This window comes from Zobellia galactanivorans, from assembly GCF_000973105.1.
Lineage (GTDB): Bacteria > Bacteroidota > Bacteroidia > Flavobacteriales > Flavobacteriaceae > Zobellia > Zobellia galactanivorans.
Genome location: NC_015844.1, coordinates 1,574,000 through 1,600,159, shown reverse-complemented (window position 1 = coordinate 1,600,159; position 26,160 = coordinate 1,574,000). Strand labels below are relative to the sequence as shown.

The 26,160-nt window shown below is 42.9% G+C and carries 32 protein-coding genes; 20 read left to right on the top strand and 12 right to left on the bottom strand.

Annotated features, from left to right (window positions below; translation table 11 throughout):
- The first annotated feature begins 38 nt into the window (after positions 1-38).
- The 9 genes from ZOBGAL_RS06410 to ZOBGAL_RS06370 all read left to right on the top strand — a co-directional run bounded on the left by ZOBGAL_RS06410 (position 39) and on the right by ZOBGAL_RS06370 (position 6,909).
- Entirely contained in the window at positions 39-299 is a 261-nt protein-coding gene (locus tag ZOBGAL_RS06410; protein ID WP_013992716.1) for a thiamine-binding protein, read from the top strand.
- Positions 283-921, top strand: coding sequence for a nicotinamide riboside transporter PnuC (gene pnuC, locus ZOBGAL_RS06405; RefSeq protein WP_013992715.1), 639 nt, complete (start codon positions 283-285; stop codon positions 919-921). The genes ZOBGAL_RS06410 and pnuC overlap by 17 nt, the downstream gene beginning before the upstream one ends.
- Positions 876-1,442 (top strand): AAA family ATPase, encoded by a 567-nt coding sequence (locus ZOBGAL_RS06400; protein WP_046287377.1) that lies wholly within the window; start codon positions 876-878, stop codon positions 1,440-1,442. Before pnuC ends, ZOBGAL_RS06400 begins: the two co-directional genes overlap by 46 nt.
- Positions 1,439-2,977 carry a DUF4301 family protein gene (locus tag ZOBGAL_RS06395; RefSeq protein ID WP_013992713.1) on the top strand — a complete coding sequence of 513 codons (1,539 nt, stop codon included), beginning with the start codon at positions 1,439-1,441 and terminating at the stop codon, positions 2,975-2,977. The genes ZOBGAL_RS06400 and ZOBGAL_RS06395 overlap by 4 nt, the downstream gene beginning before the upstream one ends.
- A 234-nt stretch (positions 2,978-3,211) precedes the next feature.
- The gene (locus tag ZOBGAL_RS06390; RefSeq protein WP_013992712.1) at positions 3,212-3,520 is read left to right on the top strand and encodes a hypothetical protein; all 309 of its coding nucleotides are present in this window, start codon (positions 3,212-3,214) and stop codon (positions 3,518-3,520) included.
- Positions 3,521-3,879: 359 nt separating this feature from the next.
- Complete coding sequence (locus tag ZOBGAL_RS06385; protein ID WP_231854802.1) at positions 3,880-4,158, top strand: hypothetical protein; 279 nt, start codon at positions 3,880-3,882, stop codon at positions 4,156-4,158.
- Between the two features lie 505 nt (positions 4,159-4,663).
- Positions 4,664-4,969, top strand: a complete 306-nt coding sequence (locus tag ZOBGAL_RS06380) for a hypothetical protein (protein WP_013992710.1) — start codon at positions 4,664-4,666, stop codon at positions 4,967-4,969.
- A 73-nt stretch (positions 4,970-5,042) separates the two neighbouring features.
- Positions 5,043-5,348, top strand: a complete 306-nt coding sequence (locus ZOBGAL_RS06375; protein ID WP_013992709.1) for a hypothetical protein — start codon at positions 5,043-5,045, stop codon at positions 5,346-5,348.
- A gap of 178 nt (positions 5,349-5,526) precedes the next feature.
- A complete protein-coding gene (locus ZOBGAL_RS06370) occupies positions 5,527-6,909 on the top strand; it encodes a sigma-54-dependent transcriptional regulator (protein WP_013992708.1) in 1,383 nt (460 codons plus the stop codon).
- Here the strand turns inward: ZOBGAL_RS06370 and ZOBGAL_RS06365 are convergent.
- Complete coding sequence (locus ZOBGAL_RS06365) at positions 6,884-9,379, bottom strand: hybrid sensor histidine kinase/response regulator (RefSeq protein WP_148560692.1); 2,496 nt, start codon at positions 9,377-9,379, stop codon at positions 6,884-6,886. The genes ZOBGAL_RS06370 and ZOBGAL_RS06365 overlap by 26 nt on opposite strands.
- 116 nt (positions 9,380-9,495) lie before the next feature.
- On the opposite strand from ZOBGAL_RS06365, the gene ZOBGAL_RS23905 reads away from it, so the two are divergent.
- From ZOBGAL_RS23905 to ZOBGAL_RS06350, 4 genes are all read left to right on the top strand, one after another.
- Positions 9,496-9,630 carry a hypothetical protein gene (locus tag ZOBGAL_RS23905; RefSeq protein WP_013992706.1) on the top strand — a complete coding sequence of 45 codons (135 nt, stop codon included), beginning with the start codon at positions 9,496-9,498 and terminating at the stop codon, positions 9,628-9,630.
- Positions 9,631-9,752: 122 nt separating this feature from the next.
- Positions 9,753-11,885, top strand: a complete 2,133-nt coding sequence (locus tag ZOBGAL_RS06360) for a TonB-dependent receptor (RefSeq protein WP_013992705.1) — start codon at positions 9,753-9,755, stop codon at positions 11,883-11,885.
- 133 nt (positions 11,886-12,018) lie between these two features.
- The gene (locus tag ZOBGAL_RS06355) at positions 12,019-12,996 is read left to right on the top strand and encodes a Gfo/Idh/MocA family protein (RefSeq protein ID WP_013992704.1); all 978 of its coding nucleotides are present in this window, start codon (positions 12,019-12,021) and stop codon (positions 12,994-12,996) included.
- A 56-nt stretch (positions 12,997-13,052) separates the two neighbouring features.
- Positions 13,053-13,712, top strand: coding sequence for a hydrolase (locus tag ZOBGAL_RS06350; protein ID WP_046287799.1), 660 nt, complete (start codon positions 13,053-13,055; stop codon positions 13,710-13,712).
- A 5-nt stretch (positions 13,713-13,717) separates the two neighbouring features.
- Here the strand turns inward: ZOBGAL_RS06350 and ZOBGAL_RS06345 are convergent, their stop codons facing one another.
- Positions 13,718-14,155 carry a hypothetical protein gene (locus tag ZOBGAL_RS06345; protein ID WP_013992702.1) on the bottom strand — a complete coding sequence of 146 codons (438 nt, stop codon included), beginning with the start codon at positions 14,153-14,155 and terminating at the stop codon, positions 13,718-13,720.
- A 146-nt stretch (positions 14,156-14,301) separates the two neighbouring features.
- On the opposite strand from ZOBGAL_RS06345, the gene greA reads away from it, so the two are divergent.
- Positions 14,302-14,778, top strand: coding sequence for a transcription elongation factor GreA (gene greA, locus ZOBGAL_RS06340; RefSeq protein WP_013992701.1), 477 nt, complete (start codon positions 14,302-14,304; stop codon positions 14,776-14,778).
- A gap of 14 nt (positions 14,779-14,792) precedes the next feature.
- Entirely contained in the window at positions 14,793-15,185 is a 393-nt protein-coding gene (locus tag ZOBGAL_RS06335) for an HIT family protein (RefSeq protein WP_013992700.1), read from the top strand.
- On the opposite strand, the gene ZOBGAL_RS06330 is transcribed toward ZOBGAL_RS06335, so the two are convergent.
- Both ZOBGAL_RS06330 and ZOBGAL_RS06325 read right to left on the bottom strand, forming a co-directional pair.
- Positions 15,182-15,529 (bottom strand): hypothetical protein, encoded by a 348-nt coding sequence (locus ZOBGAL_RS06330; RefSeq protein WP_013992699.1) that lies wholly within the window; start codon positions 15,527-15,529, stop codon positions 15,182-15,184. The two genes, ZOBGAL_RS06335 and ZOBGAL_RS06330, sit on opposite strands and share 4 nt — an antisense overlap.
- A gap of 85 nt (positions 15,530-15,614) precedes the next feature.
- The gene (locus ZOBGAL_RS06325; RefSeq protein ID WP_046287375.1) at positions 15,615-16,763 is read right to left on the bottom strand and encodes a sensor histidine kinase; all 1,149 of its coding nucleotides are present in this window, start codon (positions 16,761-16,763) and stop codon (positions 15,615-15,617) included.
- Between the two features lie 144 nt (positions 16,764-16,907).
- Here ZOBGAL_RS06325 and ZOBGAL_RS06320 point away from each other — a divergent pair, with 144 nt between their 5' ends.
- The 4 genes from ZOBGAL_RS06320 (at position 16,908) to aat (ending at position 19,812) form a co-directional block, all read left to right on the top strand.
- Complete coding sequence (locus ZOBGAL_RS06320) at positions 16,908-17,792, top strand: flavin reductase family protein (RefSeq protein WP_013992697.1); 885 nt, start codon at positions 16,908-16,910, stop codon at positions 17,790-17,792.
- An 87-nt stretch (positions 17,793-17,879) separates the two neighbouring features.
- Entirely contained in the window at positions 17,880-18,545 is a 666-nt protein-coding gene (locus ZOBGAL_RS06315) for a hypothetical protein (RefSeq protein ID WP_013992696.1), read from the top strand.
- A gap of 101 nt (positions 18,546-18,646) precedes the next feature.
- A complete protein-coding gene (locus tag ZOBGAL_RS06310) occupies positions 18,647-19,024 on the top strand; it encodes a DUF3127 domain-containing protein (RefSeq protein ID WP_013992695.1) in 378 nt (125 codons plus the stop codon).
- Between the two features lie 107 nt (positions 19,025-19,131).
- Positions 19,132-19,812, top strand: a complete 681-nt coding sequence (gene aat, locus ZOBGAL_RS06305; RefSeq protein ID WP_013992694.1) for a leucyl/phenylalanyl-tRNA--protein transferase — start codon at positions 19,132-19,134, stop codon at positions 19,810-19,812.
- Here aat and ZOBGAL_RS06300 read toward each other — a convergent pair.
- The 3 genes from ZOBGAL_RS06300 to ZOBGAL_RS06290 are packed head-to-tail and all read right to left on the bottom strand — an operon-like array spanning position 19,783 to position 21,637.
- Positions 19,783-20,469, bottom strand: a complete 687-nt coding sequence (locus ZOBGAL_RS06300; protein ID WP_013992693.1) for a DUF2490 domain-containing protein — start codon at positions 20,467-20,469, stop codon at positions 19,783-19,785. The two genes, aat and ZOBGAL_RS06300, sit on opposite strands and share 30 nt — an antisense overlap.
- Entirely contained in the window at positions 20,450-21,040 is a 591-nt protein-coding gene (locus tag ZOBGAL_RS06295; RefSeq protein ID WP_013992692.1) for a hypothetical protein, read from the bottom strand. The genes ZOBGAL_RS06300 and ZOBGAL_RS06295 overlap by 20 nt, the downstream gene beginning before the upstream one ends.
- A gap of 33 nt (positions 21,041-21,073) precedes the next feature.
- Entirely contained in the window at positions 21,074-21,637 is a 564-nt protein-coding gene (locus tag ZOBGAL_RS06290; protein WP_013992691.1) for a DNA-3-methyladenine glycosylase I, read from the bottom strand.
- A gap of 318 nt (positions 21,638-21,955) precedes the next feature.
- On the opposite strand from ZOBGAL_RS06290, the gene ZOBGAL_RS06285 reads away from it, so the two are divergent.
- Positions 21,956-22,582, top strand: coding sequence for a thioredoxin family protein (locus ZOBGAL_RS06285; RefSeq protein ID WP_013992690.1), 627 nt, complete (start codon positions 21,956-21,958; stop codon positions 22,580-22,582).
- Here the strand turns inward: ZOBGAL_RS06285 and ZOBGAL_RS06280 are convergent.
- From ZOBGAL_RS06280 to ZOBGAL_RS06260, 5 genes are all read right to left on the bottom strand, one after another.
- Positions 22,559-23,242, bottom strand: a complete 684-nt coding sequence (locus ZOBGAL_RS06280) for an energy transducer TonB (RefSeq protein ID WP_316932903.1) — start codon at positions 23,240-23,242, stop codon at positions 22,559-22,561. The two genes, ZOBGAL_RS06285 and ZOBGAL_RS06280, sit on opposite strands and share 24 nt — an antisense overlap.
- A gap of 117 nt (positions 23,243-23,359) precedes the next feature.
- On the bottom strand, positions 23,360-24,073 hold the full coding sequence (gene truB / locus ZOBGAL_RS06275; RefSeq protein ID WP_013992688.1) for a tRNA pseudouridine(55) synthase TruB: 714 nt from the start codon (positions 24,071-24,073) through the stop codon (positions 23,360-23,362).
- Positions 24,074-24,115: 42 nt separating this feature from the next.
- Positions 24,116-24,910 (bottom strand): undecaprenyl-diphosphate phosphatase, encoded by a 795-nt coding sequence (locus ZOBGAL_RS06270; RefSeq protein ID WP_013992687.1) that lies wholly within the window; start codon positions 24,908-24,910, stop codon positions 24,116-24,118.
- Position 24,911: 1 nt separating this feature from the next.
- Positions 24,912-25,181: a DUF3098 domain-containing protein gene (locus ZOBGAL_RS06265; RefSeq protein WP_013992686.1), complete on the bottom strand. Its 270-nt coding sequence runs from the start codon at positions 25,179-25,181 to the stop codon at positions 24,912-24,914.
- An 88-nt stretch (positions 25,182-25,269) separates the two neighbouring features.
- On the bottom strand, positions 25,270-26,148 hold the full coding sequence (locus ZOBGAL_RS06260; RefSeq protein WP_013992685.1) for a cell division protein FtsX: 879 nt from the start codon (positions 26,146-26,148) through the stop codon (positions 25,270-25,272).
- Positions 26,149-26,160 lie beyond the last annotated feature (12 nt).

Below are 26,160 nucleotides of genomic sequence, written 5' to 3'. Positions count from 1 at the left end.
TGCGGCCATAATCGACGAACAACCAAATATAAAATAGAATGAACATATCGGTAGAGCTTACCTTTTCTCCCTTACAGGATGATTTTGAAGAACACATTATCAACTTTATTAAAAAGTTACGGGCTTCAGGACTTACTGTTTTGGAAAACCCTTTAAGTACCCAGGTCTATGGTGAGTATGATGAAGTAATGGACCTTCTTAAAGAAGATATTAAGGAAGCTTTTGAATTGATGGACAAAGGGCTGTTGTATATGAAAGTGGTAAAGTCTGACCGAAGCGATTATGAGCCACATTTTTGATTGGATTTTTGCACAGTACGAAGGTGTTCCCATCCATTTGGTGGTCTTGGAAATCATAGGTGTAATCTTCGGGTTTTTAAGTGTATGGTTTTCAAAAAAGGAGAATATCCTGGTTTTTCCTACCGGTATAATTAGCACCGCTATATTTGTTTATATCCTCCTGATTTTTGGCTTGTTGGGCGATATGCTTATCAATGCCTACTATTTTTCAATGAGTATATATGGATGGTATTTCTGGACGCGAAAAGTAGACCAGACCCATTTTATACCGATTACACGAACGACAAACAAAGAGAAGCAATGGTCGGCCCTGTTGTTTGTGGGGACCGTCATTTTCGTGTGCTTGGTCTATTACCTTTTTGATAAGTTCAACAATTGGACAGCGTATGTAGACACCTTTACCACGGCTATTTTCTTTGTAGGAATGTGGTTGATGGCAAAGAAAAAGCTTGAAAACTGGGTGTATTGGATTATCGGGGATATTATCAGCGTTCCCCTTTATTGGTACAAAGGCCTTATATTTACCTCCCTGCAATATTTCTTGTTTACGATTATTGCGGTTTACGGTTATCTCGCATGGAAAAAAAGTTTGAACAAGAGCCCTCAGATGTTGTTAAAATAGTACTGTTCGGTCCTGAATCTACAGGAAAGACCACGCTTTCCGATCAGTTGGCCCGCGAGTACAATACGGTTTGGGTACCCGAATACGCTAGGGAGTATTTGCAAAACAAATGGAACAACGAGCGAAAGACCTGTGAGCCCAAAGATTTATTGCCGATAGCCGAAGGTCAGATGCGGCTTGAAAACGAACTTGCCAAAAAGGCTACAGAGGTGCTTATCTGCGATACCGACCTGCTTGAGACCAAGGTATATTCGGAAGCCTATTATCTGGGCTATTGCGATCCGGTCTTGGAAAAGTACGCGTTAAATAATCATTATGATTTGTATTTTCTTACGTATATAGATGTGCCCTGGGTGGGCGATGATCTAAGGGATAAACCCAATGAACGTGAGCGTATGTTCAATTACTTTAAAGAAACCCTTGAAAAATATAATCGTAATTTTATTATATTGACCGGAGGAAGGGAAGAACGCTTGGCGACCGCCGTAAAACATATAGATAACTTATTGAAGAATAAATGACACTAACAGAAAATGATTTGGCCCTGCTGGCCAAAAAGGGAATTTCGGAGAAAAAGGTAAACGAGCAAATAGAGACCTTTAAAGAGGGTATTCCGTTTGTACAACTTGAAAAGGCCGTTACAATAGGTGAAGGGCTTTCAAAATTTACCCCATCCGAAGAAAAGGATTTGATTCAAAAGTTCGAAGCCTCGAGTACAGGGCTGTCTTTGTTGAAATTTGTGCCTGCTTCAGGGGCCGCATCGCGTATGTTCAAGGCTTTGTTCAATTTTTTGGATGCTTACGACCCTAAGGAAGAATCGTTGGAAGCGTATTTTGAACGTACGGACGATAAGGCCATGAAAGCCTTTTCGGAGGGTATAACCGACTTCGCCTTCTACGATTTGGTCAAACAGCGCATTGCGGGAAAGACTTCTTCCAAAGATGAGGAACTCTATCTTTTTGTAAAGGAAATGATGTCTGAAGATGGTCTTAATTACGGGTTTTATCCAAAAGGATTATTACCTTTCCATAACTATGGGGACCATACGGCTACGCCTTTTGAAGAACATTTAAAGGAAGCATCGGTGTATGCCAAGACTGGTAATACCGCAGAGTTGCACTTTACCATTAGCGAACAGCATGGCGATATGTTCAATGCGGAGTTCAACGCCGTAAGTGAAAGGGTGTCGAAGGCTACCGAGACCTCTTTTAAGGTGAGTTATTCCTATCAAAAACCATCGACCGATACTATTGCGGTAGATATGCGGAACGAACCCTTTCGAAACAGTGATGGTTCCGTCTTGTTTAGACCTGGAGGCCATGGTGCCCTAATCGAGAATTTGAACGAGCAAGATGCCGATATCATATTTATCAAGAATATCGACAATGTTACCGTTCCAAGATTTGCAGGCGAGGTAGCGGATAGTAAAAAGATATTGGCAGGGGTGCTCTTAAGTGTCCAAGAAAAGGCCTTTGCCTATGCCAAAAGTCTCGATAACGATGAACTGACCTCAAGTCAATTAGACGAGATCAAGAGCTTCTTGGAGAACGAACTTAACGTGCGTTTCTCAGATAATTTCGCAGGATTCAGTATCGGCGAACAAATTGAAGTGTTAAAAGATAAGATTGATAGGCCCATACGTATCTGTGGGATGGTCAAGAACGAAGGAGAACCCGGAGGCGGCCCATTCTGGATCAATGACCGAAAAGGAAATATTTCGTTACAGATCATTGAGTCAGCCCAAATTGATATGGATAACGCGCATCAGGCCGCGATCCTCAAAAACTCGACCCATTTCAATCCGGTCGACTTGGTCTGTGCCGTGAAGAACTATAAAGGGGAAAAATACAACCTGATGAACTACATCGATACCAAGCAAGGGTTTATTACGGGCAAGACCAAAGAAGGCAGGGAGTTAAAGGCCCTGGAACTTCCAGGATTGTGGAATGGCGCCATGGCGTTTTGGAACACCATATTTGTAGAGGTACCATCTTCAACTTTCAACCCGGTAAAAACCGTAAACGATCTATTGCGGCCCGCACATCAGGTCAAATAGCGCGTCATAAGCTGAAGTACAGTATAAGGTTTACCTAAAAAAGTGTGTATTTTTTACACACTTTTTTATGTTTTTACACACCTGTATACAAGTGATGTATGAGGTGGTTTTAAATTAGTTATCTGTTAATCAGGTGTTTAGTGTGTTTTAGGTGGGGGTGTTTCGAGTTGGCATCATTTTCTCTTAGTACTAAGAGATTATCAAAACAAATCAATAATTTAAAACACACACAAAATGAAAAACTTAATGTTTGCTGCAGTATTGTCTTTAGGTACAATGACTGCTTTTGCACAAGAAGAAGAAACAGTAGTAGAAGAAACAGTAGCAACTGAGGTTGTTGAAGCTCAAGATGCTTTTGCTGAAGTAGCAGTTGAAGAAGTTCCTGCCGCTATCTCTGAAGCTTTAGAGGCTGCCCACCCAGGTGCAACTATTTCTAAAGCCTTCATGAACGAAGATGCCCAGTACAAATTGGAAGTTGCCAAAGAAGATGGTGAAACTGCTGAATTGTATGCTGACGCCGAAGGTAACTGGATCGAAAAATAAGCTAATACTTTTATTAGTAGCATAGTTAGATAGTTAGTAAAAAGCCTCATCTTCATTTGAAGATGGGGCTTTTTTAATATATCTAGCTATAGGGTTTCAGTTCGAAAGATGCTGTATGCGAAGGAAGGTGTTGCTGATACTTCGCTCGGGTGTGGATCATGGGTATTCGTATACATTTTACACACCAAAGTACTAGAAATACACACAATTACACACTTTACATATTTTAAAAATATGTTATATAACTGTAAATCAAATATTTATGTTTGTTTTGCGATTTTGGTATCATTATTTCTTTAGAGTATACAGTTATTAATTCTAAAGAACACATCATGAAAAAGATATTTATCACAGCAATATTGGCATTAGGAAGTCTTTCGGCTTTTGCCCAAGAGGAGTCTACGGCAGTTGAAGCTGCAGCCACTGAGGCCGCAGCGACTCAAGATGATTTTTCTGAAGTATCTGCCGATGAGTTGCCCGAAGCGGTGACCGCAGCAGTTGCTAAAAACTATCCTACTGCATCTATTGATAAAGCATACGTGAACGAAGCAAAGCAGTTCAAGCTAGAGGTTTCCCTAGAAGATGGTACTGCCGGTACTTTGTACGCTGACGAAAATGGTAACTGGATTGAAATGTAAATAACTTGAGTTATTTGTTTTGTATCAAGTTGGTTTGGTCAGAAAGGGGTTGCATCTGCAGCCCCTTTCTATTTTGTATAAGGTCATAATTTTTTGAGTGTTCGAAAATATAAAGTAATAGGGCATCGTCTAATTTATAAAGAAGGGAGAATAACGATATTGATGTAGCTTCCTAGAGTACCGATACCGGCTTATCGATTAAAGGAAAAAAGAAGAAGGTCTTAATGTAAAATGGTCCGGCATAAGTTGCTCGGATTTTTTGCTTTTAGACCTGATCCATCCCAACAAATTAAAAAAAGCCCAAGGCTAGGGTTTTACATCGCGATGGTTGAGTTGTGAAATTATTACCCAAATGAAACAGAATTTTACAATAATACACAGTTTTGAAAATCGACAAAATATATAACCAACTGTTTTTTAATTGATTAGGGGTTTTAGCTGTTTTGGTATCATATTTTCTATATACTAACTGAAATTAATTAATAACACTTAAAACCTGAATATCATGAAAAAATTATTTATCACTACCGTTTTCGCATTAGGAAGTTTAACTGCATTCGCTCAAGAAGAGCAAGCTACTGACGCTACAGAAACAGCTACTGAAGCTGTAGCCCAAGACGCTTTTGCCGAGGTTGCTTTGGAAGAAGTTCCGGAAGCCGTAACTACAATGGTTGAAACCAACTACCCTGGAGCTACGATCAACAAGGCTAGCAAGAATGAGGCTAACCAATACAAATTGGAAGTTTCTTTGGAAGATGGTACTTCTGGTGCCCTTATCGTTGATGAAGAAGGCAACGCCGTTCAACAATAAAAAGCGCCTAGCGTTTAGTTCCCCTACATTGAATATTACCATTAATTAGTTACACATATAAAATAAGAATATTATGAAAAAATTATTTATTACCACCGTTTTCGCACTAGGAAGTTTAACTGCATTCGCTCAAGAAGAGCAAGCTGCCGACGCTACAGAAACAGCTACTGAAGCTGTAGCCCAAGATGCTTTTGCCGAGGTTGCCTTGGAAGAAGTTCCAGAAGCCGTAACTGCAATGATCGAAACCAACTACCCAGGTGCTACGATCAACAAAGCAAGCAAGAACGAAGCTAACCAATACAAATTGGAAGTTTCTTTGGAAGATGGTACTTCTGGTGCCCTTATCGTTGATGAAGAAGGTAACGCCGTTCAACAATAAGAAGAACTAAATTGTCGGAAGAAATTCCGAACCAATTTTGAGAAAGGAACCGTGATATAACGGTTCCTTTTTTGCGTTTTGGCCCTTTTTTAAAAATATCTTTTATGATAAATTTAGAGGAGAGACAGCTTTCTTGTACTATTTTTACGTAGATAGATACAGAATACTAAACAGCTTTATGCCAAACCTTTTAATCATTGAAGATGACGCCGCTTTTTGTCAGATGCTTCAAAAGTTTTTGACGAGACACGGCTACGAAGTAGAGACGAGCTTTACAGCCCCAGATGCCAAGGAAAAATTCGGGAAAACCGATTTTGATTTGATATTAACCGATTTGCGTTTGCCCGATTATGACGGTATACAGTTACTGACCGATATAAAAGGAGTGAGTCCAAAGACACAGGTAATCGTTATGACCGGTTATGCTGAGGTTGGTACGGCCGTAAATGCCATGAAAAAGGGGGCCTTCGACTACATTTCAAAGCCTTTTACCCCTGATGAAATCGTAATGATCTTAGATAACGCCTTAAAGGTGGAGGTCAGTATGGCCCAAACCGCCCCAACAGAGGGAGACGGGTCTAAAAAGGACTCAAGGCAAAATGGTTCCAAGGCTACCCGCCCAGTGGGAGGAACGAATACTATAGTTAAAGGAGTGAGTGAGGCTTCCAAAAAATTGGAAGACTATATAAAACTGGTAGCCCCTACCGATATGTCCGTTTTAATTACCGGGGAAAGCGGTACGGGTAAGGAGGTGACGGCCAAGGCCATTCACGATAACAGCAAGCGCAAGGACTTTAATTTTATTGCTGTCGATTGTGGTGCCATACCCAAAGAATTGGCGACAAGTGAGTTTTTCGGACATATAAAAGGAAGTTTTACCGGAGCGGTAGAAGATAAGATAGGGAATTTTGAGGCTGCCAATAAAGGGACCTTGTTCTTGGATGAGGTGGGTAACCTATCGTACGAGAACCAAATACAATTGCTTCGGGCCTTGCAGGAACGAAAAATAAAACGGGTTGGTAGTACGAAAGAGATTGATGTAGATGTGCGTATCATTACGGCTACTAACGAAGATTTGACCGAGGCGGTGGAGAAAGGTACTTTTAGGGAAGACCTTTTTCATAGATTGAATGAATTCTCCATACAGATTCCTTCCCTAGAGGAACGATTCGAGGACTTGATGTTATTTGCCGAGAATTTTTTGAACAAGGCAAATGCAAGTCTGGATAAAAACGTTGACGGATTTTCTTCGGAAGTTTGGGAAGCTTTTCAGCAATACCACTGGCCGGGTAACCTTCGTGAACTACAGAATGTAGTGAAAAGGGCCGTGTTATTGACCACGGGCGATGAGGTTCAAATGGAAGCCTTGCCACGAGAGGTGCTTCAACCGCAAGAAAAAACGACTACCATAGAGAATTTTTCAAAATCGGAATTTGAAAAGGACCGTATTATCAAAGCCTTGAAAAAAACCAATTTCAATAAGTCGAAAGCGGCAAAATTACTTCAGGTGACACGGAAAACGCTTTATAATAAAATCAATCATTATAATCTGGACTTGTAGTTAGGCGCTCTTTGAGTTCGCTTGTTAAATCCGCTACATCTGATTTCAAATTCGCAAATGAATCTGAAAGGGTCTTATGGTCCATGGCTTCAGGGGTTGCAACTTCCATGTGTTCCAATGCAACTACACAGCTTTCGGCTTTCAGTTGCCTGAACATGGGCAGCATACGGTGTGCTACTTGATTTACTTGGGGGTAGTCTTGTGTGCCTACCGTTTCCTCAAGAAGTTTCATGTTGGTTTCTGTATCGCTTAAAAAGGTGCCCAGTACGTCTTGTATCGCATCTTCGTTCCTTCCTAAAAAAGAATGGATGATGTCAAGGTTGTATAATTTGGGTTCACGGTCAAGGGCCTCTGTCTTTCCTTCTTTGGGCGCTTCGTCTTGGGTGGTAATGCCCAATAGCTTGAGTGTGGCAATAAGTTCCCCTTTTGGAAAGGGCTTTTGTAGCACTTGGGAAAATCCGACCCCAATATAGGCTTCCGGCCCTAGGTCCCTTCTGCCGGTCATGGCAACGATAGGTTGGTCGGTATAGTGCTTGTAGGCCCCCGATTTGAGTTTTTTCAATACTTCGAACCCCGTTACCTGTGGCATTTGAATATCGGTAAGTACTATGTCATAGGCTAAATGGGAGTCTTTTTCAATGGAAAGAAAATTGGTAAAGGTATGTGCCGTAATGCCCATACTCTCTGCCAGTTCGCGTAGCATATGTAATAAGGCCGTATCGTCGTCAATGATCAGCATACGTAGTTTGGGGGCCAAATAGGGCATTTCCTTATTTGGTTTTTTTACCGCATCGGTAATTTCAAGGGGTAGCTGTAGGGTAAAGGTACTTCCTGAGCCCAATTGGCTTTCAAGGGTCAAGCTGCCCTTTAGGAGCTCGGCCAATTTTTTTGAAATGGTGAGTCCCAGACCGTGACCGCCAAACTTTTTATCCGTATCACTGTCGGCTTGGGTGAATTCCTTGAATATTAAATGTTGTTTTTCCTTGGCTATGCCTATGCCTGTGTCGACCACTTGAATACGTGCCGTTATGGCCTTGTCCTTGCCCTTGGTTGCGGTGGCTATGATCTTGATTTGGCCCTGCTCGGTAAACTTAAAGGCGTTGCCCATAAGGTTGGTCAGTATTTGTCGAATCCTGAACGGGTCGCCCAATACGGTTTGTTGAAGTTGTGGGGCGATTTCCAAGACCAATTTTAGGCCTTTTTGCATGTTTAAGGCCTGAAGGTTTTCGGCGGTTTCTTGAATCAGATGGGCCGGGATAAAGGGAACCTTTTCGATTTTGAGCTTACCTGCTTCCAGTTTTGAGAAATCGAGTAGGTCGTTCACTAGATTGCCGACATATTCCGAGGCCGATTTTACATTCTTTATATACCCGTTTTGCTTGCGGGTCAGTCCCGTGCTTTCGAGTAGTTCCGAATATCCACTAATGGTGTTTAACGGTGTGCGCAAATCGTGGCTTACGGTAGAGATCAGCTGCTCGCGACTCTTTAAAATCGACTCGGAGAATTTTTTCTCTTTTTCTAACCGCATTCGATAGGTCTGTACTTTCCAATAATCCCTTGTAATCAAAAAAGAAAAGATGCCCACGATCAAAAATCCTAATAGTGCCGCCAAACCGGCGATCCGGGTAGTTCTTTTTAGGGTTTCCCGTTTTACGATACTGGTGTTGTAACTGCTGGCTATAATTTCTTTTTCAAAGGCGGCAATGATATTTTGGAGCTGGCGCGAGAGTTCAAGGTCGTTACGGTTTACCTCGATTTCCTTTTGCGCCAAGGAGCGTTGCGATCGGGTATCGGCCAATTTGGCCTTTCTCAACATGGCTTTTGAAACGTTCAAGATAGAATCTACATAGGCGGCGTTCTTGGTGTTATCGCCTGAATTCGGAACGTTTTTACTGATCAGGTCGGCATAGTCCCTTAGGGATTGCTGCACCTTTGGGGACAACTGGTCGAAGTCGGTAAAAAGGTTTTCTGCTGAAAACTTGCCGAAAGATTCCTCTATTTTTTCAAATTCCTTTAAGGCCTTGTCCAACGAATTGGCCGACTTGCTTTTGACTTTCAATTTTCGCAACTCGTTGTTGTTGCTTACTTTTTGGCTCAATAGAACCTGCAGGCTATCTAACAGGCTTTTTTGTTCTTCGCCCAACATTAGCTGCTTTAGGGTGTCGATTTCTATTTGTATGGAGTCTATTTTAAGGGCGTAGGCGTCAAAATTGATTTTCTCGTCGCTCTGTAAGGCGAGCTTAGAAAGACTTTCGGCCTCGTAAAGATTGGTCATCAACGAACTTGTCCGTAGTAATTTTTCATCGTTTACATCGGCGGTTTCGGTTGAAATATAGGTTTGTATCTCGGTATATACGAAATAACCAACGGCTGCCGCCAGTATAGCCAAAATGAGATAGCTGGCGACAATTTTTAAGGTGAATTTGTTTTTAGATTTTTTAGAGGCGTTTACCATGTTCGTATGTTGCACAAAAGTCTTTCTAAAAATACGGATATAATGTTGATAGGGTTTACCGATAAGCGTTAATTGTTTGCAGGCTATGGCACGATCGATGAACGAAGCCCTGTCTTTTGATCAAATTAGTTATGAAATGTAAAAGGGCCGAGCTATATTTGCGCCATCTCAAAGGGGTGCGAACCCTTGAAACGGTCAAGGCCAACATAGGGCCTTGGTTGAATCAAGATAAGCTGAGATTATACCCAATGAACCTGGGCGGGTAATGCTGCCAAGGGACAGTGATTTTTTTTCACTTCTTGGATTTTTTATGCCGGTCCATAATTGGACGAATTTTCAAAACAACATATAGAATAAGGCCCCTTTTATTCGTAGCTAATTTATACGAATGAAACACATTGTAATGCTTTTGGTCGGCCTGTTGATTACGGGCCAGGTTTTTGCCCAAGAAAAGGAAGTCGATTCCCTTACCGGCAAAGAAATAAACCTAGATGAGGTTTTTGTTTCTGCTATTAGGGTCAATAAGGCTACTCCCGTAACTTTTTCCAATCTTAAAAAAGAAGAATACGCTTCGCGTAATTTGGGTCAAGATATTCCTATTCTCATGAATTTTCTGCCTGGGGTGGTAACTACCTCCGATGCGGGAGCCGGAGTTGGCTATACGGGTATTCGCGTACGTGGTAGTGACAATACGCGCGTTAACGTTACCATAAACGGTATACCTTACAACGATTCTGAGTCGCATGGTACCTTTTGGGTCAATATGCCCGATTTTGCCTCCTCTACCGAAAGTTTGCAACTTCAGCGTGGTGTGGGTACGTCTACCAACGGTTCAGGAGCCTTTGGAGCTAGCCTGAACCTATTGACGGATGCCGTTTCTGAAGAAGCCTATGGCCAGGTTTCATCGTCCGTAGGGAGCTTTAATACGCTTAGGAACAATATCAAGTTCAGTACGGGTCTACTCAATGATCGGATAGAGATTTCCGGTCGATTGTCGCGAATAACTTCAGATGGCTATGTGGATAGGGCTTCCTCCAATCTGGATTCTTACTTCTTGCAAGTGGCCTACAGCGACGGTAAAACACAATTGAAGGCCTTACTCTTCGGTGGGCATGAGGTGACTTATCAGGCATGGAACGGCGTTGATGCGGAAACCTTATTAGAGGATAGAACTTATAATTCGGCGGGGGCCTACACCGATGAAAACGGAGACGAGCAATTCTATGACAATGAGGTGGATGACTACAAGCAAAACCATGCCCAATTTCTTTGGAATCAGAAGCTTTCTGGGAATTGGAGTTCTAATGTAGCCCTTCATTTTACCAAAGGGAGCGGATTTTTTGAACAGTACAAACAAGAAGATGACTTTGCAACATACGGCTTTGATCCCATAGTGGTGAATGGTGATTTGGTTGAAACGACCGATTTGATACGTCGTCGCTGGTTAGATAACAAGTTCTACGGCCTAGTCTTTTCGGCCAATTATACCAAAGACCGTTTAGATGTTATTTTAGGGGGAGGATGGAATTCGTATCAAGGGGATCACTTCGGTGAAGTTATTTGGGCACGATATGCTACCGATAGCCATATTCGCGATAGGTATTATGAAGACGATTCCAATAAATCGGATTTCAATGTGTATTCAAAGGTGAATTATGGTCTAAACGATAAATGGAGCCTCTTTGGCGACCTTCAATATAGAAGGGTGGGTTATTCGGCCAACGGGGAAGATACCGGACTTGTTGATGATACCTTTGGTTTTTTCAACCCTAAGGCGGGGGTGGTATTTAACTTGGATGCCAATAACAATTTCTATTTCAGTTATGCCGTTGCTAATCGTGAGCCGAATAGGAACGATTACGAAGGGGGAAGCCCTAAATCGGAAAAATTGAACGATTTTGAGTTGGGGTGGCGTTATGTCTCCACTTCGTTCCAACTGAATGCCAATGCCTATTATATGAAGTACAAAGACCAATTGGTGTTGACAGGGCAGCTCAACGATGTAGGGGCTCCGTTGCGTGCCAACGTTGGGGATAGTTACAGACTCGGATTCGAGTTGGATGCAAATGTTCAGATCGGGAAGAAGTTTTTTTGGCGACCGAATTTAGCCGTAAGCTCTAATAAGAACATAGATTTTTTTACGGAGAACAATGGCGTCTTAGAAGAATTGGGCAATACCACCATCGCATTTTCCCCTAATATCATTACGGGTAACGTTTTGGGCTACAATCCCCTTTACAACCTGCAGTTGTCGTTGTTGAACAAATACGTGGGAAAACAATACATGAACAATATTCATAACGAAGACTCGGTGTTGGATTGGTATTCCCAGACCGATTTCAATATTCAATATCAAATTGATGTAAATACTTTTGTTAAGAGCATCACCCTATCCGGTTTGGTGAACAATATCTTTGATTCAAAGTTTGTTTCGAACGGAGCGGATTATGGAGGTGGGTATATCTATTACTATCCACAGGCAGGAACGAATTTCTTATTGGGAGCTACGGTTAGGTTTTAATGCCGAGGTTGTTTTTCTTCGTAATCGGATGGCGTTAAAAACTTATGGAATTAGTTTCATCGCGGCTTAGAAGCTGTTCTTAAATCCGTTATTTTTACTACGGATTCAAAGTAATGGCTATATGAGTGAAACGATGAATAAAACTAAAATTCGCTGGGGTATTTTAGGTTGCGGAAATGTAACCGAAGTCAAAAGCGGACCGGCCTATCAAAAAACGGAAGGTTTTGAAGTCGTGGCCGTTATGCGGCGCGATGCCGGGAAAGCTGCTGATTACGCCAAAAGGCATGGTATTCCTAAATACTATTCAGATGCCGATGCCCTTATAAACGATGAAGAGGTAGATGCCGTCTATATCGCCACGCCTCCCGATAGTCATAAGCGATATGCGCTAAAGGTCGCTGCTGCGGGAAAGCCTTGTTGTATTGAAAAACCGATGGCTCCGAGCTATGCCGATAGTCTTGAGGTCGAGCAAGCATTTGCAAAGAAAAACATACCCCTTTTCGTAGCGTATTACCGTCGTTCCTTACCGCGTTTTTTAAAGGTGAAGGAATGGTTGGATACCCATCAAATAGGGGAAGTCCGCCACATTCGTTGGTTTTTGGGAAAACCGCCCAATGAAGTCGATTTAAGCGGGCAGTACAATTGGCGTACCGATGCCCAAGTGGCCCCGGGCGGGTATTTTGACGATTTGGCCAGTCACGGCCTAGATCTCTTTGCCTATTTGTTGGGTGATTTTGACGAGGCTTACGGAACGGCACTGAACCAACAGGGCTTGTATACCGCCAAAGATGCCATAACGGGGCATTGGCTTCATAAAAAGGGCATCACGGGTTCGGGTACATGGAATTTTGGAACCCACCAAAGGGAAGACTTGGTCGAGATTTACGGAAGTGAAGGTAAGATCGGTTTTTCCGTTTTTGAGGAGGCCGATGTGGTCTTGGTCAATGCCAAGGGCGAAAAGCGCTTGTTTATAGCCCATCCCGAACATGTGCAGCAATTTCATGTTGAAAATTTAAGGGAGGATCTGTTCGGGGGTAAAAGCCATCCGTCAACAGGAAAGACGGCCTTGCATACCAGTTGGGTAATGGACCGTATTTTAGGTAGTCTATAGACGGCCTGGCCCTGCAGTTTTACTGAAGTATAATGGTTAAAAATACCCAAGAGCATATGAAAAAAGTACCGGCCTTTGGAAGTAAGCTGCGGAAGAATATCGTAGCCGTCCCTGAAATTATAGACGAGTGCTCGGGTATTCGTGTTTTCGGGCAATTGTTAAAGTCTTTTTTGTTCAGTACCGATGTGGCCATCATACGCAATACCAATGCCAATGCCATTATTGCGGTCTACCCGTTTACACCACAGCCCACCATTTCCAATGCCTTGATTTTGGCGGCCGATAAGCCTATTTTTTGTGGCGTAGGGGGAGGAATCACTACGGGTAACCGGTCTATTGAGTTGGCCGTACATGCCGATTTTCAAGGGGCCTTAGGGGTAGTCTTGAACAAGCCGGCCCCCAATGACCTGATCCGGCAGTTGAAAGACCGAATCGATATTCCGGTAACCATTACCATTGTATCTGAAAAAGATGATATTAAGGGAAGGATACGGGCCGGTATCGATATCTTTAATGTTTCAGGGGCGGGTAAAACTACCGATATCATTAAGCGTATAAGGGATATCGATGATGAGGTTGCGATCATTGCCACTGGGGGAAAAACGGATGAAACCATTGTGTCGGCCATCGAGGCCGGGGCCAATGCTATTTCTTACACCCCGCCTAGTACGGGTGAACTTTTCAAGGCCATTATGGAGCGCTATAGAAACGAGTAAAAGTGCTAGTTGGTGACCAGTATGATCCTGCCGCTGCGTGTAGCGCGATATTCGAGCATGTCGTAATACCGTTTGCCCTCTTCCGGTGGGTTGATCAGTTGACCGGTGAATAGGTTGTAAACAAGGTCGTCGCACGAACAGGTAACCTCTAGGCCGTTCTGGGTCATGGTAGAGCAATCGTTGGGCACGTGGTTGGGGCAGGTGGCCTCGAAGGCACGGTATTGGTCAATACCCGATTGAATGACATAAATGCCTCTTATGCCCACACCCGCATTGTCGACGAAAACGATACTTCCGATATTGGTCAGCTGACTGTACTTGGGAAGGTTGAGGTTCATATCGAACCGAAAACCCACCTCTTGCAAGTAGGGATTGCGCACAACCCCATCTTTGCTACACGATAAGGTTGATAAGACAATAAGTATGCTGAACAAACGCTTCATAGAAAAGGATGTAGGTTAAAAATCCGTACAGCAAAAGTGAACAAAATTTATGTATATTTGCGTTAAATCCTCTCTAAAATGGCTGCAATGTTACGGTCTATGTAGAGGATTTTCCTATTTTACCTGATATATTAAACGAGTATCATATGAGTAACGTATCTTACTATACAAAAGAAGGACTACAAAAATTAAGGGACGAGTTGAATCAATTGAAAGATGTTGAACGACCCAAAGCTTCCCAAGCCATCGCCGAAGCACGTGATAAGGGTGACCTTTCCGAAAATGCGGAGTACGACGCGGCCAAAGAGGCCCAAGGCCTATTGGAGCTCAAGATCTCTAAGATGGAGGAAATCCTTTCCAATGCGCGTCTTATTGATGAATCTCAATTGGACACCTCTAAGGTACTGGTGCTTTCTACCGTTAAATTGAAGAACCAGACCAACGGTATGGAAATGAAATACACCTTGGTAGCCGAGAGCGAGGCCGACCTGAAAACAGGCAAGATTTCGGTAAGCTCACCTATAGGTAAAGGACTGTTGGGTAAAAAAGTAGGCGATACCGCTGAGATAACCGTACCGAACGGAACCTTGAAATTCGATATTTTAGAGATTACAAGAGCATAAAATTTTAGAGCGCTATGGCATCGATCTTCACAAAAATCATCAACGGCGAAATTCCCTGTTATAAAATAGCGGAAGACGATGACTATTTCGCCTTTTTAGATATCAACCCCAACGCCAAGGGGCATACTCTTTGTATTCCGAAGAAAGAGGTAGATAAGATTATGGATCTTGACGAGGCTACCTATATGGGACTCATGGCCTTTTCACGAAAAGTGGGGAAGGCCATTGAAACTGCCATCGATTGTAAACGGGTAGGAATGACGGTCATTGGCCTTGAGGTGCCGCACGTTCATGTTCATCTTATACCTTTGAACAGTATGCAAGAGGCTACTTTTCAGCACAAGGTCTCACTTGCCAAGGAAGAATTTGAAACGATTGCCGCGAAGATCCGCGCCGAACTAGGCTAGGTCTGCTGAATCGTAAAATAAATACCAGCGGCCACTATGGCCACGATAAGCAAGATTAAAACCCAGAATAGGGGAGTAAATTTTAGGGTGTTGCGATCAGGGGTCACCATTTTTTGGTAGTACTTGAAACTACGCTCAATATCGTCCGTCCAACTTACAGGATAGATTTTCGACTCACATTTATTGCATACGATTTCATGCGTAACCTCATTCGTAATGGAATGAAAGAGTTTGCCATACTTGTGTTTTTGGTAAAAAGAAACCTTTAAATCTTGATTGAAGCATTCCGGGCAATTGTTTGTCAGTTCCGCTTCCTTGATCATCACTAATTTTTCCTTTGCCATTTCAACTGCTTGTAAAAAATAAAATCTCTTATTTCTGAATATACTCTTTTTATACGAAAATAGAGGTCTTAGGGTTTTCGACCTTCTAACTTAAAGCCTTTAGGGTAACCTGCATAACTGTACCCTGCTTATTCGACGAAAGTACTTTTATCTTCCCCTTATGGTACTCTTCAACGATTCTTTTTACCAACGAAAGGCCCAAGCCCCAACCTCTTTTTTTGCTGGTTACCCCAGGGTTGAAAATGGTCTGGAAGTCACTTTTGGGTATGCCGTGGCCGGTATCCGAAACTTGTACGTGTACTTGTTTGCCCTCGCTTCGTATCTCTATGTGGATGCTTCCCTTGCCCTTCATGGCGTCGATACCGTTTTTGACCAGGTTTTCTATCGTCCAATTGTAGAGGGAGCGGTTCAGTAATACCGGAAGCTGACCTACATTTGAAGAGAACGAGAAATCGATCAGTTTTGAGCTACGCAATTTTAGGTAGTCGTAGGCATCTTTGGTTTCTTTTACAATATCGTGGGGGTCGAGCTTGGGTAGCGAACCTATTTTTGAAAAGCGTTCGGTAATGGTCTCTAGCCTAGAAATATCCTTTGAGATTTCCTTGGTAATCTGGGGGTTGATGTTTTCGCTTTTTAAAAGTTCGTTCCATCCCAATAAGGAAGATAAGGGCGTACCGATCTGGTGTGCCGTTTCCTTGGCCATGCCTGCCCATAGTTTGTTCTGTTCAGAGGCCTTGTTGGTCTTGAAAAAGAAGAAGATTACCGCCCCGAACAAAAACATGATCAATAAGAGGGCTATGGGGTAGTATTTCAATTTGTTCAAAACCTCCGAATTGCCGTAATAAAGCGTAGCCAAATGTTCGCCCTGTTGGTTTATTGAAATGGGTTTGTTCTCGCTTTCGAACTTCCGTATTCTATTTTGAACATAAACAGAGTCGCTTACTTTCTGCTTATCCATGTTATTGGTCTTGTACGAACCGTCTTTGTTGACCAAGATCATGGGGGTCGAGGTGTTGTTCTGGAAAACTTTGAGGTGTAGGTTGCCCAGATCGGTATCTTCCGACGATTGTTGGAATTCCGATTGTGCCGTGGCCCAAATTTCCATCTTAAGCCGTTCTTCTTCCTTGAACTTTTTAAAGAAACTGTTCGTATTCCACAGTATAAGGCTCACAATACCAAAGGAGGTAATGAGTAAAATGAAATTCGATGTTTTATTTTTAGGATTGAAATTCATCCGCATAAATACCTATTGAATGGGTCCAAGCCCGTATTTCGTTAAGGGTTGAACCCGTCAAAGATAAGGTAAATATGAAGAAAAAGATGTAGGGTAGATGGGCATCGGTGTTTTTGATGGATTCTATTTTCTTATCTTTATGCTATGGCAAAAGAAATGATTTCAGTACTACCCGAAGCGGTTTCTACCGCTCAGTTGCATGCTTATCTTTTGGGGGCCGTAGGTCCCAGGCCAATTGCGTTTGCCAGTACGGTAGATGAAAAGGGAAACCCCAACCTGTCTCCCTTTAGTTTTTTTAATGTGTTCAGCGCCAAGCCTCCTATTTTGATTTTCTCACCGGCGCGTAGGGTGCGTGACAACACCACAAAGCATACCTTGCAGAACGTGTTGTTGACCAAAGAGGTGGTTATAAATGTCGTCAATTACAATATGGTACAGCAAATGTCTTTGTCGAGTACCGAATACGCCAAGGGAGTGAACGAATTTGAAAAGGCGGGCCTGACTATGCGATCTTCAGATATCGTAAGGCCTTTTCGTGTGGCCGAATCGCCTGTACAATTTGAATGTAAGGTAAGCAAGGTGGAGGCCTTGGGGCGTGAAGGCGGTGCGGGTAACTTGGTGTTTTCCGAAGTGGTAAAAATACATGTCGACCCCGATATTCTTGATGAAAACGGGGTAATCGATCAATGTAAGATCGATCAAGTGGCGCGTATGGGAGGCAATTGGTACAGCAGGGCCAATCTAGGATTGTTCGAAGTGCCCAAGCCCTTGTCTTCCTTGGGGATCGGCTTTGATCAAATACCCGAACATATTCGTTTGAGCAAGACCCTCACCGGTAACGATTTGGGAATGTTGGGCAATATCGAGGAAATACCCGACCGTAAATCGGTAGAAGATTTTGTAGCGGAGCATATCGAAATAAGGTCTTTGCTCAGTGGAGGGGAAAGAAAGCCGCTAGAGTTAAAGGCCCAAGAATATTTACATAAGAACGATGTGCTTTCCGCATGGAAGGTATTGTTGGCGGAGTAATCTACAGGAAAACCAGTATTTTAGTAGGGTTTATATGGGTTGAAGTGTTTCAGGTGAAATTAACGATCATCTATTCCTTTGCGTATTATGAAAACCCACCTGTCCGTTTTGCTCTTGTTACTTCTGGTCGTGCCCCATGCATTTTCGCAGGAAAATGACGTGGCCCGTCAAAGTGGGGCCTCTTCGTATATTACTGTTAGTCCTTTTTCATCTTTGGATATTTATGCCCCTAGGTTGCGGCTTGGCTATATCCAGCATGTAGCGCCCCATGTGAAAATGGGTGTCGACATCGGTTATGGCAATAAGGGAATAGGCTTCTTGAGCAATCATCTTGGGGATAGTTACCGCTTATGGGAAATAAGGCCCGAGTTTCATTATGTGCTCAACCCTAAGGCGAGAACCCTAAAATATATTTCTGCCGAACTGTTTTATATCGACCAGGCCAATATCTTTTCCAATGGGGAGTACCAGACTGAAAACGGTGAAGATTTTCGTTATGACCGGGCTCGGTTCGAACGTCAAAAATATGGAATGCACCTTAAGTTTGGTTTGTTTTTGAACTTGGGACAAAAGGTCGGATTGAACTTTTATGGAGGAATCGGTTTCCGTTGGCGCAACAGTGAATATCTCGATGTGGAAAACCTAGAAAGCACCGATGTTTTTCGCGAATGGTATTCTTCCTTGTATGATAAGGAAGGCCGGGATTTTGGTCCCAACCCATCTTTGGGGGTAAAATTCTATTATCGCTTATAGCTGATAACCTTTAATAACTTCTATTTGTTTTTTTAGGTGGATTATGCGATTAAAACTACTTTTATCCACTATAAAAATTAGTTCACATATAATTCATAATCATGGAAGTTCAAGGAAAAGTAAAAATGATCGGGGAAACCCAAACCTTCGGGAATAACGGGTTTAGAAAGCGCGAGATAGTGGTAACTACCGAAGAACAGTACCCACAACATATAATGGTAGAGTTTGTACAAGATAAAACCGATTTGTTGAATAACTTTAGTGTAGGTCAAGACGTAAAGATCAGTATCAACTTAAGAGGTAGGGAATGGACCAACCCACAGGGTGAGGTTAAATATTTCAATTCTATCCAAGGTTGGAGAATCGAGGCTGTTCAAGCGGAACAAAGCGCGCCTGGAATGCCGCCTGTGCCACCAGCGGAAGCGTTTCAACCTGCTGACAACCTAAATGAGGAAGATCACGACGATTTACCCTTTTAAGTTTTACATGGGCTGATCAGGCCCGTGAAGAAAATTATAAAAGCCCCGTTAGCTAGACTGCCTAACGGGGCTTTTGGCTATTTTTGCAATATCTCTAAAACGAAAGGGTGAAAGGAAACGAAGCTCAAAACAGTTTATTTTTTCTCGGCGAAGCCTTGGTGTTTCCTCCGGTGGAATATGCCCAAGACGATGGCCTCTTGGCGGCCGGGGGCGATCTGTCGGTCGAACGTTTGTTGTTGGCCTACAAAAGCGGTATTTTCCCCTGGTTCAATACTGATGCGCTATTGCTGTGGTGGAGCCCCGACCCTAGAATGGTGCTTCGTCCAAAGGATGTGAAAATCTCTAAAAGCATGCGTAAAGTATTGCGCGACGACAGGTTTAAGTTGACCAAAAACCAGTCTTTTGAAGCTGTCATCGAAGCCTGTTCCAGCATTGAAAGAGAAGGCCAAGACGGCACGTGGATAACCGATAAGATGAAAAGGGCCTATCTGCAACTGTATGAAAAAGGATATGCCACCTCGTACGAAGTCTGGGAAAACGATAGGCTCGTGGGCGGACTCTACGGTGTAGACCTAGGGACTGTTTTCTGCGGGGAAAGCATGTTCAGCAAGGTGAGCAATGCCTCAAAGTTTGCCTTCATCAAAATGGCTCAGGAACTGGAAGCAAAAAACTATAGGCTCATCGATTGCCAGATCTATACGTCCCATCTTGAGAGTTTGGGCGCCCAAGAAATCCCCCGTTCTGAATTCATTCAAATTCTAAAGGCTGAAAATAAGCGAGGTGAGTAAGAAGAAGATATGCTGTGTCGCCTGTGTATAGTCTTCTGCGCGATACTCGGCACCGATTTCCAATTTTGTTCCGTGGTCGAGCAACCAACCGAAGTGCGATGTGAGACGTTGGTCGTATATGGGGCTCTCGCCTTTGGAGACACTAAGGAGTGGTTCTGCGGAAGCGGAAAAATATGGGTCTCCTACGTCAAGTTCTTCACCTTTTAAAGGAAAGTCGATCGCGAAGCGATACCGAAAGCGATGAACGGTCAATGAAGGCGTGATGCGCTGTTCGGCCCGAAAACGGCTACCCATGTTTAGGTTTTTGTTGCTATGCGAATATTTGTACTGCTGTACCGTTCTTAGTTCGTTCTCTTCCGGTTCATCGAAAGTGTGCCTGAAGCGGTACTGTACCCCAAGGGCCAAACTTTGTTTCGGGTCGATTTTAAAAGAGGAAAAGTGAACAAGGTCAATTTGTCTGATACGATATGAAAAATCATCTTCGTAAATATAGGCGCGCTGGGCTGCCTTGAAACTATGTGAATAATTGGTGCTCACCTTATATTTCAACGAAATATCGGGCTGAAAATAGCCTGTGAGATTCTCTTGGCAGAACCCCAAACTGCTCAACAACAAGCTAAAAAGAACAAAGAGCTTTTTAATATAGTATATGGTCATAGTTTGGAGGTAGGGCCTTTTTGATCAATTCCAATTTACCTTCGGCATTAAAGATGATTTCAAATTTTTCAACATCCTTACCGTTCTTCCTGCCTTTGACGGAAAATTTGTAGGTAATGGAGGGAAGCATCAGGTTTTGAAAGGCATCTTTCAGGCTTTGGTCTATGTCGTTACCTTCGGTAAGATATTGTTGTTGTATTTTTTGTACGCGGTATTTTTCGAAATTATTTTCCAGATAAGCGATGATTTGGGAATAGGAATCGTTGGGGATGTCTACCGGCTTTATTTCAAATTCAATGGCTTCGATATTGCTGTCGTTGTTGAATTTTATACCGTATCGCAAACGGTCTTTTTTAAACTTAACCTTGTAGCTGACCTCGTTGCTGTCTATTTCCTTGTAAAAACGTATTTGCCTCGCATTTTCCAATTTTTCCTCGATGCCCATAAGGGCCTTTTCCGGAAATTGTGATTTTCGAATACGGTGTTCGCGCTCACTTTTGACTTGGGCGAAGAGTGTACCGGTACCAAAGGAGAAAATAAATACTAAAAGGAAAATAGACTTAAAATTCATATCGCTATACTTTCTGTAAGGTTCATTTTTTAACTACACTTGCTCATACCTAAAACATGAGATTTCATGGTCGTTGACCATACCTACGGCCTGCATAAAGGCATAGGTTACGGTACTGCCCACAAACTTGAAACCTCGTTTTTTCAGGTCTTTGCTCAGGGCATCCGAAATTTCTGTGGTGGCAGGGCCATTTTTGTAATTTTCTACCCTGTTCTTTATGGGGCTATGGTTAACAAAACTCCAGACATAATCGCTAAAACTTCCAAATTCATCTTGCACCTTCATAAACGCCAAAGCATTGGAAACTGTTGCTCCTACCTTTAATTTGTTTCTGATGATTCCGGCATCGTTCAGTAAGGCTTGTATCTTACTTTCTTCGTACCGGGCTATTTTGCGGTAATCGAAATTATCTAGGGCCTTTCTGAAATTTTCGCGCTTCTTTAAAATGGTAATCCAGCTCAATCCGGCCTGAAAGGTTTCCAAGACCAAGAACTCGAAAAGGGTATCGTCGTCCTTTACCGGTGCCCCCCATTCTACGTCATGGTAGGCCTCGTAAAGGGGGTCGCCTTTGCACCAACCGCATCTTTGTTTTTCCATTTTGTTTTTTGAATCGCGAAAATACGTCTTTATGAACAAAAGGTTATGCTTGTGTTACTTTCAATCGATGTTTTGCAGTCCAATATTAAGAAATTATGAATCAAGGTTTGTCTAGTAATCGTTTTTTAGTGGAAGGTGCCCTTTGGATCAATGCATTGAAAGTGTGTTTTAGTATCGTAAATCGGACTTTGTTCTTGTTGAGGCCCCTTTCAACGAGGCAGATGTAAGTTCTTGTGGGAAAGTGCTACCAATGTTACCCAAGTTACGCAAGCTGTACCGACAGAGTGTTAACTTTGTAACGAATTAAAGAAGATTGAAATGGCAATACCTACAACATTGAACAATACGCAGCAATTACTTGAAAAAGCCTTGTCGCAAGCAATTTCGTACGACGATTATCGTGCCATGGTTAGCCAATTGGCCATAGAGGGGAAGTCTACCGGACCGAACCAGACGGAAGCCTTGGCCAATTATACCATGCTTAACGATAGACGGATGAAACGTTTTGATAAGACCGTTAAGCTTAGTGATGAGCATGTTGCGCAAATTGCCAAGCTCGGCAAAAAATTGCAAATGATCGTTTTGACCGAAAGTTGGTGTGGGGATGCTGCGCCGGCCTTGCCCGTTATCAATAAGGTGGCCCAGTTGAACGAACATATCGATTTTAAAGTGGTTTTGAGGGATGAGAATATAGACCTTATGAACCAGTTTTTGACCAATGGCGGAATGTCTATCCCTAAATTGATTTTTTGGGATCGTGAAAACCAAGAAGTACTTGCTGATTGGGGACCGCGGCCTGAGCCTGCCGCAAAATTGGTGGCCGACCATAAGGCAAAACACGGAACGCTGTTACCTGAAATCAAAGAGGATTTACAGCAATGGTACAATAAAGATAAGGGGCAAACAATGTTGAAGGAACTCTTAGCGCGCCTTCCCTTGAAATAGGTAGGTAATCGTACCTTTTTGTATGGACTTTTCACCAGAGCTAAATTTCGCCTTTAAAGCGTAGGCTATGGCGTTGTCTATGAGACAGCCGTTTGTAGTTCCGGAACTTTTGGCGTTGTAATCGGCATCGACAACATTGCCTGTGGCATCTACTTGAATGTTTATGACCACTTTTCCTCCTTCGATACAGGTGTATATGGGAGGGGGTAACTTGTAGTAGCTACGGTTTACCAAAGAATAGGAAACCGAAGTTCGGCGTTTGGCCAAGTTATTGGTGAATTCTTTCTTCTGTGCTTCTTTTTCGCCTAATAGTTGCTTGGCTTCCTGGCGCTTCTTTTTAAGTTCCTTTACGCGTTCCGCGTATTCGGAATCTGAAAGCATGCCCGTTGGGTCGTCGTTATTCTCGGCGGCCAATTTTTCCTCCATCAACTCCTCAAGGGTTTTTAAGGGTTCTGGGTTGCCGTAGCTCGGCTTTGCCGTTTCGTTGTACGCCATGTGGCTTTTAAGGGGCTCCGATTTTTCAATTTCTTCTTCCAGCTCTTCCTTTTTTTCGAGAAGCTCTTCAATATCTTCTTCCAGCATCATTTCCACCACGTACTCATCCTGCTCCTTGTCTTGTCCTAAATGAATGTTGTACAAGGCCAACACGATTATGGACATCGAAAAGATGGTGATAAGAAACGATAAGTGTTTACGGTTCAAGGTCATGGTGGTATAACCACAATTTTAAAAAAATATTTTAATTATTCGTTGAACGGAAAGACTAAGGTGTTCTTTTTACGATTTTGTCGTTTTTCCCAGTAGATTTTCCGCAAAAACATTAGGATCTGTGGCTGTATTTACGTTGTATTCTCCTATTTTGGTTCTCCTGAGTTCAGATAAATGGCCTCCGCTCCCTAATGCTTGCCCCAAATCGTGTGCCAAAGATCTAATGTAGGTGCCTTTACTGCAAACAATCCTGAATTTTAGCTCGGGCAGCTTCATTTGGGTGATTTCAAAAGTCGAAACGTTTACGATCCTTGTTTTTATTTCCACGTCCTTTCCTTCGCGGGCATATTCGTAAAGGCGCTTGCCGTCTTTTTTTAGGGCCGAAAATACAGGGGGGCGTTGCTCGATATCGCCTATAAATTGTAAGAGGGTCTCGTTGAGCAAGGCTTTGGTGATATGTTCGGTAGGGTAGGTTTGGTCGACTTCGGTTTCCAAATCGTACGAAGGGGTGGTGGCGCCGAGGGTTATGGTGCCCGTATATTCCTTTACCTGGCCTTGAAGCTCCGGTATTTTCTTGGTGAACTTTCCGCAGCAAATGATGAGTAGTCCTGTAGCTAAAGGATCTAAGGTTCCCGCATGGCCGATTTTAAACTTCTTGAGTTTGAATTTTGAGCGAATGGCCCATTTTAATTTGTTTACGGCTTGAAAAGACGACCATCCTAGCGGCTTGTCTATAAGCAATATTTGTCCGTCAAGAAAGTCTTCTTTGCTACGCGAATCCATGTAAAAAAATATTAATCCCTTTTTAGCGAAACTGAAATCGCTCTAACTCATAAAACCGTAGGCAATGGCGATCAGCCCTACAACAAAGCAGTAAATGGCGAAGTAAGAAAGCTTGCTCTTCTTGACCAATTGGATCATCCAGGTGCAGGCAGCGAGACCGGCTACAAAGGCGGCGATAAAACCTGCGCCCATGGCAACATTGTTTCCGCCGTCAAAGTTAAGGTCGCCGCTCATAAGGTCTTTTGCTATTTTTCCAAAGATCAGGGGTACGACCATCAAGAACGAAAAACGGGCCGCCTTGGTCTTGTCTACGCCCAAAAGTACCGATGTGGAGATGGTGGCGCCACTTCTTGAAATACCTGGTAACATGGCTATGGCCTGTGAGATGCCGACGATCAGTGCGTTGCCGAAGCTAACTTTTTTATCCGTGTCCTTGGCTTTGTCCGCAAAATATAAAAGAACGGCCGTTATCAATAGCATAAAGCCTACAAAGCGAACGTTGCCCCCGAAAAAGGCTTCCAGTTGTTCCTCAAAGAAGAGGCCCACAAAAACGGCGGGCAACATAGATATGATAATCTTTACCGAGAATTGCGCTTCTTCGTTCCATTTAAAAGTCAAAAGACCGCTGATGATTTCCCATATGTCTTTCCTGAAAACAACAATGGTGCTTAAGGCGGTGGCAAAATGCAGTACCACGGTAAACAAAAGGCTTTCTTCGGGTACGGAATGGTCGCCTAAAATGGCTTTTCCCAATTCTAAGTGTCCACTTGATGATACGGGTAAAAATTCGGTCAATCCTTGAATGATACCGAGAATGATGGCGTCTAGCGTCTCCAAATTAGTCTTTCTTCTTGTGCGGATTCAACAATATGGCGTATATCTCAATACCTAATCCAATTAATACTAGGGTAGGTGCTAAGCGTATCCTTCTGAAACTGTAGATGTCTTCGTTGAATACATTAGGGTCATCACTACCGCCGCCGCTCATGAGTATAAAGCCGATGGCTATAAATGCAAGACCGACGAAAAAGAAGGTGTAGTTCTTTTTCTGAAAAATGAATTCTTGCGTGACCTGTTTGCCTGTGTGTTCTTTTTGTTTCTTACCCATGCTGCAAATTTAACGAAGTTCTATTTAAAAAAGTTTATGGTCGTAAAGGTTTATTGTTTCAAGGGTATTTCTGCCGATATTGGCGGGCTTAATAATAGAGTTCATCGGTCCTGAGGTTCAAGAACCGTTGTGTTGCGAAAAAGGTGCTGATCAGTGAGATGAAAATACCCAAGACAAAAATTGCCGCATAGAGCATGCCCAGTTGTTCCATATCTTTAAAAAGTTCCAGTTCCGGAAAGTTTTGGTCTAAATAATACAAGATCCCGGTCAAGGCCAAAAGCGCGGTTAGGGCCCCGAACATACCCAGTTTGATATTCATCCATATAAAAGGACGACGAATAAAGGTCTTGGTGGCCCCTACCATTTGCATGGTCTTGATGATAAAGCGTTTGGAGTAAATACTCAATCGTATAGAGCTGTTGATGAGTAAAATAGCGATAAACGTAAGTACGCCACTGGCGATCAAGATCCAAAAGCTGATCCGTTTTACGTTCTCGCTCAACAGGCCGACCAAGGGCTTGTCGTAACTTACTTCTTCTATATAGGTCTTTTGGGCAAGGGTGGTGGCCAATGAATCGATTTCTTGGGGGGTGACATAATCGGCCCGTAATTGCAGGTCGATGGAGTTTTTAAGCGGATTGTACCCTAAGAAATTCTGAAAATCCTCGCCTATTTCCTCGCTGTGCTGTTCGGCGGCCTCTTCTTTTGAGACGAATACCGCACTTTTGGTGTGTTCGGCCTGTAAAAGGTTTTTTTGTAATTGGTCTATTTCAGACTCTTTGGCTTCATCCTTTAGGAAAATGGAAATGGTAATCTGTTCTTTAAAGTGATCGGCCATCTTCTTGGTGTTGATGACCAAAAGACCCAAAATTCCTAATAAAAATAGCACCAAAGCAATGCTCAATACCACCGAAAAATAAGATGATATCAATTTTTGTTTCTGATATTGTTCAAAAGACTTACCCATAATCGCGTATAC

Bases quoted from the DNA above. Each gene is read 5' to 3' on its own strand.
- ZOBGAL_RS06410 (WP_013992716.1), top strand. From the start codon at position 39: ATGAACATATCGGTAGAGCTTACCTTTTCTCCCTTACAGGATGATTTT.
- pnuC (WP_013992715.1), top strand. From the start codon at position 283: ATGAGCCACATTTTTGATTGGATTTTTGCACAGTACGAAGGTGTTCCC.
- ZOBGAL_RS06400 (WP_046287377.1), top strand. From the start codon at position 876: ATGGAAAAAAAGTTTGAACAAGAGCCCTCAGATGTTGTTAAAATAGTA.
- ZOBGAL_RS06395 (WP_013992713.1), top strand. From the start codon at position 1,439: ATGACACTAACAGAAAATGATTTGGCCCTGCTGGCCAAAAAGGGAATT.
- ZOBGAL_RS06390 (WP_013992712.1), top strand. From the start codon at position 3,212: ATGAAAAACTTAATGTTTGCTGCAGTATTGTCTTTAGGTACAATGACT.
- ZOBGAL_RS06380 (WP_013992710.1), top strand. From the start codon at position 4,664: ATGAAAAAATTATTTATCACTACCGTTTTCGCATTAGGAAGTTTAACT.
- ZOBGAL_RS06375 (WP_013992709.1), top strand. From the start codon at position 5,043: ATGAAAAAATTATTTATTACCACCGTTTTCGCACTAGGAAGTTTAACT.
- ZOBGAL_RS06370 (WP_013992708.1), top strand. From the start codon at position 5,527: ATGCCAAACCTTTTAATCATTGAAGATGACGCCGCTTTTTGTCAGATG.
- ZOBGAL_RS23905 (WP_013992706.1), top strand. From the start codon at position 9,496: ATGAAATGTAAAAGGGCCGAGCTATATTTGCGCCATCTCAAAGGGGTG.
- ZOBGAL_RS06360 (WP_013992705.1), top strand. From the start codon at position 9,753: ATGAAACACATTGTAATGCTTTTGGTCGGCCTGTTGATTACGGGCCAG.
- ZOBGAL_RS06355 (WP_013992704.1), top strand. From the start codon at position 12,019: ATGAATAAAACTAAAATTCGCTGGGGTATTTTAGGTTGCGGAAATGTA.
- ZOBGAL_RS06350 (WP_046287799.1), top strand. From the start codon at position 13,053: ATGAAAAAAGTACCGGCCTTTGGAAGTAAGCTGCGGAAGAATATCGTA.
- ZOBGAL_RS06345 (WP_013992702.1), bottom strand. From the start codon at position 14,155: ATGAAGCGTTTGTTCAGCATACTTATTGTCTTATCAACCTTATCGTGT.
- greA (WP_013992701.1), top strand. From the start codon at position 14,302: ATGAGTAACGTATCTTACTATACAAAAGAAGGACTACAAAAATTAAGG.
- ZOBGAL_RS06335 (WP_013992700.1), top strand. From the start codon at position 14,793: ATGGCATCGATCTTCACAAAAATCATCAACGGCGAAATTCCCTGTTAT.
- ZOBGAL_RS06330 (WP_013992699.1), bottom strand. From the start codon at position 15,529: ATGGCAAAGGAAAAATTAGTGATGATCAAGGAAGCGGAACTGACAAAC.
- ZOBGAL_RS06325 (WP_046287375.1), bottom strand. From the start codon at position 16,763: ATGAATTTCAATCCTAAAAATAAAACATCGAATTTCATTTTACTCATT.
- ZOBGAL_RS06320 (WP_013992697.1), top strand. From the start codon at position 16,908: ATGGCAAAAGAAATGATTTCAGTACTACCCGAAGCGGTTTCTACCGCT.
- ZOBGAL_RS06315 (WP_013992696.1), top strand. From the start codon at position 17,880: ATGAAAACCCACCTGTCCGTTTTGCTCTTGTTACTTCTGGTCGTGCCC.
- ZOBGAL_RS06310 (WP_013992695.1), top strand. From the start codon at position 18,647: ATGGAAGTTCAAGGAAAAGTAAAAATGATCGGGGAAACCCAAACCTTC.
- ZOBGAL_RS06300 (WP_013992693.1), bottom strand. From the start codon at position 20,469: ATGACCATATACTATATTAAAAAGCTCTTTGTTCTTTTTAGCTTGTTG.
- ZOBGAL_RS06295 (WP_013992692.1), bottom strand. From the start codon at position 21,040: ATGAATTTTAAGTCTATTTTCCTTTTAGTATTTATTTTCTCCTTTGGT.
- ZOBGAL_RS06290 (WP_013992691.1), bottom strand. From the start codon at position 21,637: ATGGAAAAACAAAGATGCGGTTGGTGCAAAGGCGACCCCCTTTACGAG.
- ZOBGAL_RS06285 (WP_013992690.1), top strand. From the start codon at position 21,956: ATGGCAATACCTACAACATTGAACAATACGCAGCAATTACTTGAAAAA.
- ZOBGAL_RS06280 (WP_316932903.1), bottom strand. From the start codon at position 23,242: ATGTCCATAATCGTGTTGGCCTTGTACAACATTCATTTAGGACAAGAC.
- truB (WP_013992688.1), bottom strand. From the start codon at position 24,073: ATGGATTCGCGTAGCAAAGAAGACTTTCTTGACGGACAAATATTGCTT.
- ZOBGAL_RS06265 (WP_013992686.1), bottom strand. From the start codon at position 25,181: ATGGGTAAGAAACAAAAAGAACACACAGGCAAACAGGTCACGCAAGAA.
- ZOBGAL_RS06260 (WP_013992685.1), bottom strand. From the start codon at position 26,148: ATGGGTAAGTCTTTTGAACAATATCAGAAACAAAAATTGATATCATCT.